At 38.9% G+C, this 14469-nt stretch carries 10 protein-coding genes; all 10 read right to left on the minus strand.

Annotation, left to right across the window (positions count from 1 at the left end; translation table 11 throughout):
• Positions 1–26: 26 nt before the first annotated feature.
• Positions 27–1475 carry a bifunctional methyltransferase/pyrophosphohydrolase YabN gene (gene yabN, locus MUN88_RS05350; RefSeq protein ID WP_244721786.1) on the minus strand — a complete coding sequence of 483 codons (1449 nt, stop codon included), beginning with the start codon at positions 1473–1475 and terminating at the stop codon, positions 27–29.
• Positions 1472–3061: a putative polysaccharide biosynthesis protein gene (locus MUN88_RS05355; RefSeq protein WP_244721788.1), complete on the minus strand. Its 1590-nt coding sequence runs from the start codon at positions 3059–3061 to the stop codon at positions 1472–1474. Before MUN88_RS05355 ends, yabN begins: the two co-directional genes overlap by 4 nt.
• A 638-nt stretch (positions 3062–3699) precedes the next feature.
• Positions 3700–5721: a glucose-specific PTS transporter subunit IIBC gene (gene ptsG, locus MUN88_RS05360; RefSeq protein ID WP_244721790.1), complete on the minus strand. Its 2022-nt coding sequence runs from the start codon at positions 5719–5721 to the stop codon at positions 3700–3702.
• 186 nt (positions 5722–5907) lie between these two features.
• Positions 5908–6747 (minus strand): glucose PTS transporter transcription antiterminator GlcT, encoded by an 840-nt coding sequence (gene glcT, locus MUN88_RS05365; RefSeq protein WP_244721792.1) that lies wholly within the window; start codon positions 6745–6747, stop codon positions 5908–5910.
• Positions 6748–7422: 675 nt separating this feature from the next.
• Positions 7423–7959, minus strand: coding sequence for a stage V sporulation protein T (gene spoVT / locus MUN88_RS05370; RefSeq protein WP_305852492.1), 537 nt, complete (start codon positions 7957–7959; stop codon positions 7423–7425).
• Between the two features lie 132 nt (positions 7960–8091).
• A complete protein-coding gene (gene mfd, locus MUN88_RS05375; RefSeq protein WP_244721796.1) occupies positions 8092–11625 on the minus strand; it encodes a transcription-repair coupling factor in 3534 nt (1177 codons plus the stop codon).
• Between the two features lie 177 nt (positions 11626–11802).
• Entirely contained in the window at positions 11803–12033 is a 231-nt protein-coding gene (fin, locus tag MUN88_RS05380; RefSeq protein WP_244721798.1) for an anti-sigma-F factor Fin, read from the minus strand.
• Positions 12034–12112: 79 nt separating this feature from the next.
• On the minus strand, positions 12113–12673 hold the full coding sequence (gene pth, locus MUN88_RS05385) for an aminoacyl-tRNA hydrolase (RefSeq protein WP_244721800.1): 561 nt from the start codon (positions 12671–12673) through the stop codon (positions 12113–12115).
• 93 nt (positions 12674–12766) lie between these two features.
• Positions 12767–13402: a 50S ribosomal protein L25/general stress protein Ctc gene (locus tag MUN88_RS05390; protein WP_244721803.1), complete on the minus strand. Its 636-nt coding sequence runs from the start codon at positions 13400–13402 to the stop codon at positions 12767–12769.
• Between the two features lie 95 nt (positions 13403–13497).
• A complete protein-coding gene (locus MUN88_RS05395) occupies positions 13498–14445 on the minus strand; it encodes a ribose-phosphate diphosphokinase (RefSeq protein WP_244721809.1) in 948 nt (315 codons plus the stop codon).
• Positions 14446–14469 lie beyond the last annotated feature (24 nt).

The following is a 14469-nucleotide window of genomic DNA, read 5'->3' on the forward strand; positions in this document are numbered from 1 at the left end:
AGATTAATTCCCTTCCTCTACTTTCATTAATTATCAAATTGCTTTGCCTCTTCCCAAAACTCGTCCAATTCCGCTAACGTATAGGAATCCCAATCTTTTTCACTTTCGTTAACTTTTGACTCTACGAATTGGAAACGATTAATAAATTTTTGATTAGTCCGCATTAAAGCAATTTCTGGATTAATCTTATAATATCTTCCTAAGTTAATCATTGCAAATAGTATATCTCCAAATTCTTTTTCCCGCTCAACATGAGATGATAATCTCTCTGTTGCTTTAAACTCTTCCAACTCCTCGTAAACCTTCTCCCAGATAGGTTCTACCTCTTTCCAGTCAAAGCCTACTTTAGCAGCCTGCTTCTGGATTTCTTCCGCCAAAAGATTGGCAGGCATACCTTTATCCAACTGCTGCAGTATGGTTTCTTCCCCTTTTTCCTGCTTTTTAATAGACTGCCAATTATCCATAACATCGTCTTCATCACGGACTACGACATCACCAAATACATGTGGATGCCTGCGAATCATTTTTTCCGTAATACTATATATTACGTCATCGATGGTAAAAAATCCTGCCTCTTCTCCAATTTCACTATGTAACATAATTTGTAACAGCACATCACCTAGTTCTTCAGCTACTGCTTCATCATCTTCTCTATCAATTGCTTCAAGTACTTCATATGTCTCTTCCACTAAATATTTTTTTAATGTTTGATGCGTCTGTTTTCGGTCCCACGGACAGCCTTCGGGACTTCGCAACGTGGCAATTATATCTTTCAATTGATAGAACTGATGATGCAGTAATGTCTTGTCGACAGGTGGCAGATAGACACTCGTTAAATTACTAAGTTTCATTTGCTGATCTAATTCGACAAGTGGAATTTGGATTACTGATTCCTGCTCACTTCCCACTGCTTCTGCAATATATATCGGATATTCCGGCGGTAAATCTTCCAGCAATGTTAATTTTACTTCCGATGCATTGAATGCATCATACACCTGACAAAATACGATATGCTGACTTAGCTGTAATTGACGACGTTCAAAGGAGGTGGCATCCAGAAATTGAAAGCCTTCTATCGGATCGATCTTTAATGCAGAAAACAAGTCATCCAGGAAGCTCTGACCACCAACGATCCTCACCTCAATATCTGTATCATTTAATAGGAGCTGTACGGTCTGTTCGGCCAACATTGGGTGCCCAGGCACAGCATAAAGTACGTTTCCGTCTGCTGTTGCCTTTTCTTTTAAAGTACTAGCTATTTCCTTGTAGACCGCCTCAAATTGATCATATTTTTCATAAACCGTATCGAATGATTGAAATGAGACCGCTTCTTCCCGTAATGAGTCAATGACAGGATGGTCTATGGTTCTTACATAACAGTTTATTTCACTATTTGTCAGTTTTCGATAAATACCTAACGGCAACTGGTTAATATCGCCAGCACCAAGGCCAATAACTTCAATCAATGGTTTCATTGTTTACGCTCCATTCCTTTCTTCCATCTCTCTGGAATTGGTAATACTGCTAATTCCTGATTCGTGATAACTTTCCATTTTACAATAAGGAAAAGATACACGAACAAACCCGCTATAACACTAAATAAAACAAAACAAAGTAATGAGAATCTTCCTTCAAGTGTTGTAAAAAGTGTGATTAACTGTTTGACCGCCAGTATGATAATGGCCATCAGACCGCCTGCAGCAATCAGTTTTAGCCATGGCAGCACCAGTAGTCGTTCTCCCTTTAACAAGTATTTCAAAAAGGAGAAATTGCAAATAAAAATAAGAAAAACCGTAACTACCGTTGCTACAGCCCCTCCTGTTATACCCATTTGTGGTATAAAAAGATGATTAAGCAACACTTTGATCCATAAGCCGACAAACAAGATAATCGCTGTCCATTTCATATAACCAAAACTTTGCAAGGTGGAAGCAACAGTAATGATCAGACAAGTAAATAACAAGGATAAAGACAGCAGCCTGAGACTAGCTGTCCCTGCTTGATTTTGAAATAATAATTGATTGATTTCAGGAAATAGAACAATCAATCCTATTGTTGCCCCTACAGATAACAAGACACAGTATTTTAATGTCATTCGCACCTTATCAATCGTTTCATCTTTATGGAGCTGCCAGCTCGTCCTTGAAACTTGCGGCACAAGTGCCATTGCAAAAGAAGACCCTACCACAGTCACCAATTGCAATAAAGGCTGACCTCTATCAAAAATTCCTTTCGTAGCAGTAGATGCTGTCAATGTTTGCCCGTAATCCATCAAGCCTTGTACGATCGTGAAGGCATCCGCAAGCTGTAATAGTAATAAGAGCATATGGTTAAGGCTGATGACAATTCCCGCCCCAATTATTTTTCCCATCAATGTTATCAGGGACACATCCGGAACGAAGGAAATATTGCTTTTGATTTTTTTCTTTTTTTGTTTCCTATATGCATACATGAAGAGACTGGATGCACTTAGTGCGAGCACGCTGGCAATCATTGCGCCAAATGATATATCGTAGACATCCATACTGCGGTTATAGATTAGAATGGCTGTACAAATAATAACGAACGCTCGTATTAGCTGTTCAATCATTTGTGAATAAGCAATGGACTCCATCATTTGTTCAGACTGTGCAATTCCTCTCCATAATGCAACAAAAGGGACAAACAAAAAAACCCAAGCCGTATGGCGAATGGATGCTGCTAACTCCTTATCCCCCATCCATTCCGCCAGCAACGGACTAAACAGATACAATAGCAGGAACAGCAACACCGAAAATAGAAACATAGCCGAAAAAAAGGCGGGATATACATGCTTATCCTTGTATCGACCACGCTCTGCCAAATATCCTGAAATCGCAGACGGAAAGCCATATAGCGCCAGCATAAAAGCAATCCCTAAAATAGGATAGATTTGCTGATAAATATAGAAGCCGATATCTCCGGTTAAATTTTGCAACGGTACCCGGTAAAAGGCACTGATCACCTTACTAACCAACCCAGCTGTTACTAAAGCAAAAGCTCCTTTATAAAGCTGTTTATTTGAACGATTTTCATTCTTCATTATTTACTTCCTTCAGTCACTTAATTCCCTGTCATTATAACACAGCCAAAAGGAAATGACTGTATAATCAGGTGACGCAGATTAAGTAGTGCTGGTACTTATGATATATTGCAGAATAATATCAGCAGAAAATTGATCATAGCCACATAATAGAATCTATATTATAAAGGTGTAGTAGAACAAAGGCGCAAGCGCCCGTTTAGAGACGTAGCGAGTGGAGCGAATCAACTGAGATAAAGGAATCACGGTGAGCTTGCGAATCGATGATGACTTATCGTAGGGCGATTTCGCGAAGTCGCCTAGTCTCTGGGCGCTGGAGCCGGACGTGGCCGTTTCTGTCAGCGAACATCATATAGCCCAAAATTTATACTTTCTTGACTCACTAAGAAAAACCGGACATAACCCACCCGGTCCTAGTTGACTTCATTAATAAACAACTTCCTATAATATGGATTATGTCAACTAACCATTGCTAGCCGAGCATCCATATTGAGATATTTAATGTGCTGGGATCCATATTATAAGAATCCTTTTTTTATTTTTAAATCTTAGCTCGTTAGTGAAAATGATTATACACTTTTCTAGTCTTATAAAGCAAAAACCTCCAGAGATGCGATTATCCCTGGAGGTTTTGGTTTTTATTGATTAATTTGAAAGATGTTTGTATCTTCTTTTTTAATGTTTCCTGACGCGTTTAGCTGAATAGACTGACCTTCAGCGAAGTTAGTGAAGATAACAGGTGTTACGGTAGAAGGTGCATTGTTGCTGATGTAGTCTAAATCAACTTCCATCAATACTTGACCTTGTTTGATCTCTTGCCCTTCTTCTGCTTTCGCTGTAAAGCCTTCACCTTTCAGATTGACTGTATCGATACCGATATGAATAAGAATTTCTGTACCATTATCCGCCTCAATACCAATCGCATGTTTCGTCGGGAAGATGTTGATGATTTTACCGTTTACCGGCGAAACAATCTCACCATTAGACGGCTTAATAGCAAAACCGTCACCCATCATTTTTTGTGAAAATACTTGATCCGGTACTTCAGATAAAGGCATTACTTCCCCTTCCATCGGACTGACGAAATCAAGATCACTAGCAGTTACATCAGAAGCAACGCCATTATTTTCTTCTTTAGCGTCAGCTTTTACTGGCGTTTTTCCATCCATAATATCTTGCATTTGGCCTCTGATCGTATCAGAAGAAGGACCATAAATCGCTTGGATGTTGTTACCAACTTCCATAACTCCTGACGCACCCAATTGTTTTAATCGATTTTTGTTCACTTTACCTTTATCGCCTACACTTACACGTAAACGAGTGATACAAGCATCAAGGTTGGTAATGTTGTCTTTTCCACCCATTGCTTCTAGAATTTCATAAGGACGGTCATCTACTTCACCATCTTCTTCCGCATCTGCTTCTTCGTCTTCACGACCTGGTGTAGCCAAGTTGAATTTCTGAATAGCAAAACGGAAACCGAAATAGTAAATCACTGCGAACACTAAACCTACGATGATGACCCACCACCAGTCGGTACGGTTAGGCATAACACCAAACAGGATAAAGTCAATCAGACCACCAGAGAATGTCATCCCAATCTTAACATCTAATAAATACATTGTCATAAATGATAGACCGGCAAAAACCGCGTGAATACCAAATAATACTGGTGCTACGAATAAGAATGAGAATTCTAACGGCTCTGTAATACCTGTTAAGAAAGAAGTTAATGCTGCAGAGAACATGATACCTCCAACGACTTTCTTGCGCTCAGGTTTTGCCGTATGATATATAGCTAATGCTGCCGCTGGTAAACCGAACATCATGAACGGGAACTTACCAGTCATAAAGTTACCTGCTGTAAAATCAACACCGTCTTTTAATTGTTCGAAGAAGATCGTTTGATCCCCACGAATAACTTCTCCTGCTGCGTTTGTATAAGAACCAAATTCAAACCAGAATGGAGAATAGAAAATGTGGTGTAAACCAAATGGAATTAACGAACGCTCGATTACACCAAACACGAAAGTTGAAAGTGTTCTGTTTGTTTCAAGCATAAAATGAGAAACCGCATTTAAACCACTTTGCGCAAATGGCCAAACAAGGTACATCACAATACCTAAAATTAATGCAGAGAATGCAGTAATAATTGGAACGAAACGTTTACCTGCAAAGAAACCTAAGAATTGAGGCATTTCTATATCAAAGTACCTGTTATACATATAGGCGGCCAGTATACCAACGATAATACCGCCGAACACACCGGTTTGAAGTGTAGGAATACCTAGTACACTCGCATAGGCAGGTTCGGAAGTCATTTCCGTTGTTATATCTCCGAATACTCCCATTGTTACGTTCATAATTAAGTAACCGATAATTGCTGCAAGGCCGGCTACACCGTCACCTTTTGCTAAACCGATAGCTACACCGACTGCAAATAGTAACGGCAAGTTATCAAAGACGATACCACCTGCTTCAGACATGACCTCTAGAACTTTTTGAACAGTGGCATTTCCAAACCACGGGAACTTCTCTACCCACTGGTCTTGGGCAAAACTTGTACCAAATGCCATTAAAATACCAGCTGCTGGTAAGAGTGCTACTGGTAACATTAATGCTTTCCCTACTTTTTGTAGAGTTCCAAATAAATTGGACATTGTATTTCCTCCTCTAAAAAAAATTTATGTCGTGCAACAGCTTACATATCCATTTTTAAACAGCAAAAAAGGCATGAGCAAAAGGTTATACGTTTTTTGAGAAACGAAATAAGAGAATATACTTCTCCTATACACTTCCCAATAAACAACCTTATTACTCATGCCTGATCGAATCAGTAACACGTTTTATGATTGCGTTAATCGTTGCAGATGAATCGTTAAATACAATACCTCTGATTCATCTACCGGTATATGTAATTGTTGTTGCATCACTTTAACTAATTTCCAAGCTAGATTATAGCACAAAGGATAAGTCGCTTTCAATACTTTTGCTAAATTTGTTTGTTCCGCTAATTGCTCACCTTGGTTGACCCTTTCGATTGCTCGGTGGAGATGCTGTATTAAACGGTTATAATTAATATCATTTTTCGTTAATTGAATGTGTAAATTTTCTTCGATGATCGCAACTAGTTCAGTAATTAATGTATGGTGACGGTTCATATCATGTATTGTCTTATTAGTTACAGCACTATGAATATGCAACGCAATGAAACCTACTTCCGCTTCCGGCAATTGCACACCAGTCCGATCACTTATAATAGAGACAACCTCTTGCGCTGCTTGGAACTCTTTTGTATATAAGGATTCAATCTCAAACAAGAATGGGTTGGAAAAGTTCACATTTTGATTAGCTCGGTTAATCGCAAATGATAAGTGATCCGTTAAAGCAACATGGATATGCTCATGAAGGGATTCACCCATTCGCTCTTCAATCAAAAGCATCACTTCATTCAATATTTCCAGAATAGCTGGATCAATATAGGAAACTAATTGTTTGTATTGGGCTTGTTCCTGTTCATCTTTTAATAAAAAAGTTTTCTCAGCTTGTTCTTGTGAAACAACATCGCCTTTTTGTTTGCCGAACCCTATGCCTTTTCCAATAATAATAACCTCTTTATAGAAAGGGTGTTTCGCAATGATAACATTATTATTTAACGCTTTCAATACCGTCACTTGTTCATCCATCTCTCTCCACCTCACTTTCTCGTTTTGATTACAATTTCCTATTGTACTAAAAACAAATAGAATTATCATCTCATATGCTATATTTTATTTTGGGATAATATGGAATGAGGTGGCGTTTTTGTGACAAAAGACTTATTACAGATCATAAAAATGTAGATAATTACTAAAACACTATAATTTGGATTATGTCAATTAGCGTAGAGGTTATTTTGAAATGTTGTTATTGGTATGATACCGCTCCGGCCAACCACTTCTCGCGTCCTGCGAGGCACGGCTGTTGTTTTAGGCTCTACAACCGATGTAAGAGGTAGTATTTTGAGCGGTCTCCATCAGTGTCCATACTAGATTTTAATCCTATATAATTCTTAGCACAACTGCTACTTACTGTTACAAACGCTGTAGAACTTACCTTAAGCGTAGGAAATATGCGGAGATTCCCGTGGGTCAGGTCCGTGTGTGAAGATCCCGCAGGAAAGAGGTTTTCTTTCCAAGGAAGCTGAACCCGATCCCACAAGACACGGAGCATATTTCTGGAGCAGTGCTAAGCACTTAATAAATGGTAAGACAGTTCCACTTTACATAATCCAAATTATAAGAACCCATAATTTCTTTGTTTAGAAACAAAAAAATAGTATAGAAGCACGTTTCGCCACCTCTATACTATCCTTCTCTCTACTATTCCATTTGCTTGGCAAGAAAAGTTGCGGCTGTTTGGGCTGCCTTCTTTTCTGCATCTCCGAACTCTTTCGCTTCTTTTGTAAAGATCACCATACATCCGATTGGGTCACCGCCAGCTACAATCGGATGAATAAGATAAGCTTCCAAGTCTTCTTCTTTATTTTCAATTATTTCTAGACTGCTCTTGCTTGTTTCCATGAACGATTCTCTATTATCCATCATTTGATCGATCTTTTTCGATATATGCTTACTTAAATAATCCTTCTTGGACTCACCTGCTACAGCAATTATTTCATCACGATCACTGATGAGAACCGATAAATCTAATGAATCGAATAATGCCTCCGCATACTCCGTTGCAAAATCCCCTAGTTCACTGATTGGTGAATATTTTTTCAAAATAACTTCACCATCACGATCAACAAAGATCTCTAGCGGATCACCTTCCCGAATCCGGAGCGTCCGGCGAATTTCTTTTGGAATTACTACCCTTCCTAAATCATCAATACGACGTACAATACCTGTTGCCTTCATAATCATATTACCTCTCTTTCTAGATTAAAACATGACAAACCATTATTTCGTATTAGAAATAATTATGTTGTAGAGTTAGTATGATTATTTAAAATGGAAACTATACCTTTTTTTCGGTAATTTATTTATCCTTTATGCAACCGGCGTTTGTTTCATCTCAGTTAGAGTCTGAATAAATTCTTCTAACAGCTCATAACGATTGTTATACTGGGATTGATCAAACCTGAATGTTACTTTTAATTTGCGGTCTTCGGTCCCAAGTTGAATTTGACGCCCATATTGATTGGCAAACTCAAATAATTTAGCTCCGTCAATTTCCTGACTTCTGTCGCCGTCAACCAATACTTCAATTTTTTGTTTTCGTTCCGTAATGGATTCGATTCTTTCCCGTTTGGACATCATTTTTAACGTCGACACATGGAATAGGTTTGCCACCTCTTCTGGATAATCACCAAAACGATCAATTAATTCATCACGAAGGTCATGGACATCCTCTTGCGAGTAAATAGCTTGGAATCGTTTATACATATCAATCTTTTGTTTCTCATCCGGAATATATTGATCTGGAATATAAGCATCCACTTTCAAGTCTAAATCAACTTCAAATGGCTGCACATCTTCCACTGCTTTGCCTTGTCTTTTCGCTTCTACCGCTTCATTCAGCATTTGAGAATACATATCGAAACCTACTGAATCGATAAATCCATGCTGTTGCGCCCCTAATATATTACCAGCACCTCGAATCGATAAATCACGCATCGCAATTTTAAAGCCTGATCCTAACTCGGTAAATTCCTTGATAGCCTGCAATCTCTTCTCGGACACTTCCGTTAGAATTTTATCCTGCTGATAGGTGAAATACGCATAAGCAACACGATTGGAACGACCTACTCGTCCGCGCAATTGATAGAGCTGACTAAGTCCCATTTTGTCCGCATCATTGACAATTAACGTATTCACGTTCGGGATATCCACACCAGTTTCAATAATCGTGGTACTCACTAATACATCTGCCTCTCCTTCTAAGAAAGAAAACATAACATTTTCCAATTCAGATTCATTCATCTGTCCGTGAGCAACTGTCACACGTGCATCTTCTACAAGCATTTGGATGTCTTGTGCGACCTTATCAATCGATTCGACACGATTGTATAAAAAGAATATTTGACCGCCACGGGACAACTCCCTTTCGATCGCTTCTCTTACTAAAGGTGCATTGTATTCCATGACATAGGTCTGAATTGGGAAACGATTTTCTGGTGGTGTTTCAATTACAGATAGATCACGCACCCCTAGCATCGACATGTGTAATGTTCGCGGAATAGGTGTCGCTGTTAGTGTAAGGACATCGACATTTGATTTTAGCTGTTTGATTTTTTCCTTATGCTTCACACCAAATCGTTGCTCTTCGTCAACAATCAGTAATCCTAATTCTTTATATACCACATCTTTAGACAACAACCGGTGCGTACCGATCACAATATCGACGGTACCATTTTTTAATCCTTTTAACGTTTCCGTTTGTTGCTTACGTGTTCGGAAGCGGCTGAGTAAACCAATATTTATTGGATAATCTTGAAAACGCTCCAATACTGTTTCATAGTGCTGCTGTGCCAGAATGGTCGTCGGAACGAGTATCGCCACTTGTTTCCCATCTGATATCGCCTTAAATGCAGCACGGATAGCTACTTCGGTTTTGCCATAGCCAACATCGCCACAAAGCAGGCGATCCATTGGACGTTCTTTCTCCATATCCTGTTTAATTTCTTCAATACAACGTAATTGGTCCTCTGTTTCCTGGTATGGGAATGATGCCTCAAAATCACGTTGCATTTCCGTATCTGGAGAAAAAGCATAGCCTTTGGCAGCTTCTCTTTCTGCGTATAACTTCATCAGATCATCTGCAATGTCTTCTACTTTGGATTGAACTTTTCGTTTTACTTTATTCCAGTCGTTTCCACCCAGACGGTATAACTTCGGCTCTTTACCTTCAGAGCCTACATATTTCTGAACGAGGTCAATTTGGTCGATTGGTACAAACAGTTTATCGTCACCGGAATATTTGAGCAACATAAAATCTTTATGCAATCCGTTCACTGCTAATGTTTCAATACCAATATACCGTCCAATACCATGGTTGGTATGCACGACATAATCGCCAACTTGCAGCTCCTGATAGCTTTTAATCCGTTCTGCGTTCGATATTTTTTGTTTGCGTTTTTTTCGTGGAGTTTTTTGCTTAAATAATTCATTCTCGGTAATGACCGCCAATTTATGCATTGGTAACTCAAACCCACCACTAACATTGCCAATCGTAATCACAGGCTGCGAAACAGGTAAGGATGGTAATTCCTCACTGATCACGGCATTCATTTGGTAATCTTCCAGTACTGACTGAATTTTTTCCATTCTGCTGTGATTTGGTGCCAAAATAATAACGGAGTAATCCGCCTTGCGCCAACGCTCCATTTCATTTTGCAATAAATTCATTTGCCCATGAAATTGTTGCATAGCACGGCAAGATAAGTTCACAATATTTGCTGGGTTCGTGTTCGGTATATGACGCAAGAATACCGAGAGATACAAACGTTGTTGTTTCATACGTTGCCATGCATCATGCCAGTCAAACGACAATTGTAAGTCTCGTACAGCTTTCCCTCTTTGGAGATTATCCTTCAGCCATTCTTGTTCTTCATTATCTAAATGTAAGGCTGTTTCCTGGATTCTGCTCATTTCATCCAAAATAACAAACCCGTCTTCTGGTAAATAGTCTAGTAAACTATAGTTCTCTTCATAGAAAAAGGCGACGTACTTTCTCATATCTTGAAAACGTTCACAATGATTTAGTCGTTCTATGTCAGCCGTTATCGACTCCGTCAATATTTGCTGATCTGATTTGTTTTTGATTTTTTTCATTGTGTCATGAAGCGATGCTTCCAGCTTCTGTGCTGCTGCAACAAGATCATGCTCCTTCAGTAACAATTCCGTTGTTGGATAGATCTTAATCTTGTCTTGCTTCTCTAATGATCGTTGCGATTCCGCATCATAATAACGAATAGAGTCAATTTCATCATCAAATAATTCAATACGAATTGGCTGATCTTCCGTAATGGGATAGATATCTAAAATACCTCCACGTAAACTGAATTCTCCAGGGCTTGCTGTCATATCCTGTCTTACATAACCCATTTCGATTAACTTTGTAAGCGTCTGATCGATATCAATCACTTGATCAAGGGCAACATCCAGCTGGTATTCCTGCCAGTATGTCATCGGTGGCAACATCCGCTTCAAAGCAGCTACCGGTGCAATCAATATGCCATTATCCTGATTCAACCAATTATTTAAAGCCACGATTCGCTGACTTAATAATTCTGGACTTGCCACCGCTAATTCAGAGGCCAACAATTCGTTAACAGGATATAAATAAATGTGCTGATCAGCCGAGAATTCCTGCAAGTCCTCATATAATTGCTGAGCCTGTGATAATTGATGCGTAATGATTATAGACTTCTTTTTCGTTGATTCCTGGATTAACCCAGCAAACATGCTTTTTGCGGAACCCGATAAACCTGATACAAGTTGTTCTTTTAAACCGGAGTTAATCCCATCAATAATCGAATAGAAATCATCGCGGTTTTGAAGATATTGCTTTAGTTCATACATAATGTTCCCCCTAATAATCTTAAAACTAATATATGCACTTAGGATAATTGCCAAACAGCGCAAAATTGAGTTGTCCAAAAAGCCTGCTATTACCGCACAAATAAATGAATACATGTTACATTCATTTAAAAGAGCGGTAATAGCATCCCCCTTGAGACAACTCTTATTTCAGCTGCATTATTGAATAAAATAATCTAGTTCATGATATTGTGGATGCTGATCTAATAATTGCTGACAATTCTCACAGATAGACTGTATTGTCATTGGTTGATCAGGCTGATATTGGATAAGCTTTTCCTTTTCCTCCATTGACAGTACATGCCAGCCGATCTTGTCTAAATTTAACATGTGTGGCTGCAGCCTGCCAATTTCGGTACCACAATGTTTGCATGAATATATTAAGGTCATTATTCGCGCCTCCTTTAACGGAAAGGAATCACATTTTAACATTATTTTTGCCGCGAATAATAGAAACTATACATACAAATTATTTATTGTAATCATTCATAACCTTTTGAAAAGGCTGTGTTACCCATGCTTCCATTGCGTCTGCCGCATGATTAATAGCAGGTTCTAAATCAACTTTTTCCTTATCATTGAACTTACCCAATACATAATCGATGACCGTTATCGGTGAAGCTGGTCTTCCAATGCCAAAACGCAGTCGATTAAATTGCTTTGTTCCTAATTGATCGATACAGGAACGCACGCCATTATGTCCACCATGGCCGCCAGTTTGCCTTAATCTGATTTTTCCAAGCGGTAAATCCAGATCATCATAGATAACCGTCACTTGTTCTGGTGTTAAATCGTAAAAGTCCATTAATGGCCGAAGCGACTCACCGGACAAATTCATAAACGTTTGTGGCTCTAACAGGATTATCTTTTCACCTTCGTATGTTTCGATAGTATAGTGGCCTTTAAACTTCCCTTTGCTTAATTGCCATCCATGGCGATTTAACAATTCATCGACCACCATAAAGCCAACGTTATGTCGAGTTTCATGATATTTACTTCCTGGATTCCCTAACCCTACGATACATTTCATTATAGTTGACTTCCTTTGACTAAATTTTAACTAACTATAGTTTAACACAATTTACGGTGAAAAGACGCAACTTTTGCAGTTGCGTCTTGATCCTTATTCTTCACTATTATCTTCTTTTGTCTCAGATGCACCTTCTGGTTCTTCCGATTCCTCAGTCGCCTCTGGTTCTTCTGCTGGCTCTTCATCCGGAACAAGTATCGATACGATGGTCGTCCCTTCATCTTCCAGGATTTCGTAATTCTTGCCTTCCTTCAAATCGGAAACAAGAATACTATCACCAACATTTAAATCAGCAACTTCTATCGTTATCTGTTCTGGAATATCTTTTGGTTTCGCTCGAAGTGCTAATTCATATAATGGCTGCTGTAGCACGCCACCTTCGTTAACTCCAATTGCTTCACCATTCAATACGACAGGAACCTGAACATCCAGTTCTTCTTTCATGTTCACCGCATAAAAGTCGGCGTGAACTAATTCGTCTTTCAATGGATCGATTTGGTACTCATGCAGCATTACATCTACTGAATCACCATCGACCAGCAAGGAGATAATCGCGTTCTTCCCTTCATCTCTTACTGTTTTTAATAATTCAAGACTATTTACTGCAACTGTTTTAGGATCTACTTGATATCCGTAAATGATCGCAGGAACTTCTCCTGCTAATCGAATTGCTTTTGTATTTGAAGTACGTAAATCTTCTCTTTTCTTCGCTTCTAATGTTATTGCCATAGAAATCACCCTCCATAAAATAACTGTTACCATTATTTTTCCCTTGAGAGAATGCGACTAAACATTTTTTTTGGAAATGTGAGATAATTTCGTCCTTAATCAAATAAAATACTAACGGATTGACGTTCGTGAACGCGGATAATAGCTTCACTAATCAATGGTGCTACAGATAGCTGTGTAATTTTATCCAAATGTTTTTCTTCTTGTAGTGGAATCGAATTTGTCACCACTAATTCTTTAATATTGGAATGTTCAATACGTTCAATTGCTGGTCCTGATAATACAGGGTGCGTACAGCAGGCATATACTTCGGTTGCCCCATTTTCGATCAGTGCATTGGCACCTAACGTAATCGTACCTGCTGTATCAATGATATCGTCAATAAGTATCGCTGTTCTTCCTTCGATATTACCGACAATATTCATCACTTCTGCTACATTCGGACGCGGACGACGTTTATCAATGATTGCGATTGGCGCTTTTAACCGGTCTGCTAATTGTCGAGCTCTTGTTACCCCACCGTGATCTGGAGATACTACAACAATATCATCCAGTCCTTTTTTACTCCAATAGCTCGAAAGAATTGGTACACCGACTAATTGATCAACCGGAATATCGAAGAAACCTTGGATTTGTGGAGCATGTAAATCTAACGTAATGACGCGTGTAGCACCAGCTGTCTGTAACAGATCGGCAACAAGTTTTGCTGTGATTGGTTCACGAGCACGTGCTTTTCGGTCTTGTCTCGCATACCCGTAATAAGGCATCACAATATTAATGGATTTGGCTGAAGCGCGTTTTAAAGCATCAATCATGATCAATAATTCCATGATATGCTGGTTTCCAGGTTCACAGGTGGATTGCACAACATACACATCGCAGCCACGAATACTTTCTTCTATATTGATTTGAATTTCACCATCACTAAATTTCGTTACCGAGCTTTTTCCTAATTCCACCCCAATGTTGGCTGCAATCTCTTCGGCTAGGCTTGGATTCGAGTTTAATGTAAATACTTTTAAGGATGAATCCTTATAAGACATTTGTATACCTCCATATAATTGTTG

It is taken from the genome of Gracilibacillus caseinilyticus (assembly GCF_022919115.1).
GTDB classification, from domain to species: domain Bacteria; phylum Bacillota; class Bacilli; order Bacillales; family Amphibacillaceae; genus Gracilibacillus; species Gracilibacillus caseinilyticus.

Excerpts from the sequence above, each read along its gene's own strand:
- yabN (WP_244721786.1), bottom strand. The coding sequence starts at position 1,475 with ATGAAACCATTGATTGAAGTTATTGGCCTTGGTGCTGGCGATATTAAC.
- MUN88_RS05355 (WP_244721788.1), bottom strand. The coding sequence starts at position 3,061 with ATGAAGAATGAAAATCGTTCAAATAAACAGCTTTATAAAGGAGCTTTT.
- ptsG (WP_244721790.1), bottom strand. The coding sequence starts at position 5,721 with ATGTCCAATTTATTTGGAACTCTACAAAAAGTAGGGAAAGCATTAATG.
- glcT (WP_244721792.1), bottom strand. The coding sequence starts at position 6,747 with ATGGATGAACAAGTGACGGTATTGAAAGCGTTAAATAATAATGTTATC.
- spoVT (WP_305852492.1), bottom strand. The coding sequence starts at position 7,959 with ATGAAGGCAACAGGTATTGTACGTCGTATTGATGATTTAGGAAGGGTA.
- mfd (WP_244721796.1), bottom strand. The coding sequence starts at position 11,625 with ATGTATGAACTAAAGCAATATCTTCAAAACCGCGATGATTTCTATTCG.
- fin (WP_244721798.1), bottom strand. The coding sequence starts at position 12,033 with ATGACCTTAATATATTCATGCAAACATTGTGGTACCGAAATTGGCAGG.
- pth (WP_244721800.1), bottom strand. The coding sequence starts at position 12,673 with ATGAAATGTATCGTAGGGTTAGGGAATCCAGGAAGTAAATATCATGAA.
- MUN88_RS05390 (WP_244721803.1), bottom strand. The coding sequence starts at position 13,402 with ATGGCAATAACATTAGAAGCGAAGAAAAGAGAAGATTTACGTACTTCA.
- MUN88_RS05395 (WP_244721809.1), bottom strand. The coding sequence starts at position 14,445 with ATGTCTTATAAGGATTCATCCTTAAAAGTATTTACATTAAACTCGAAT.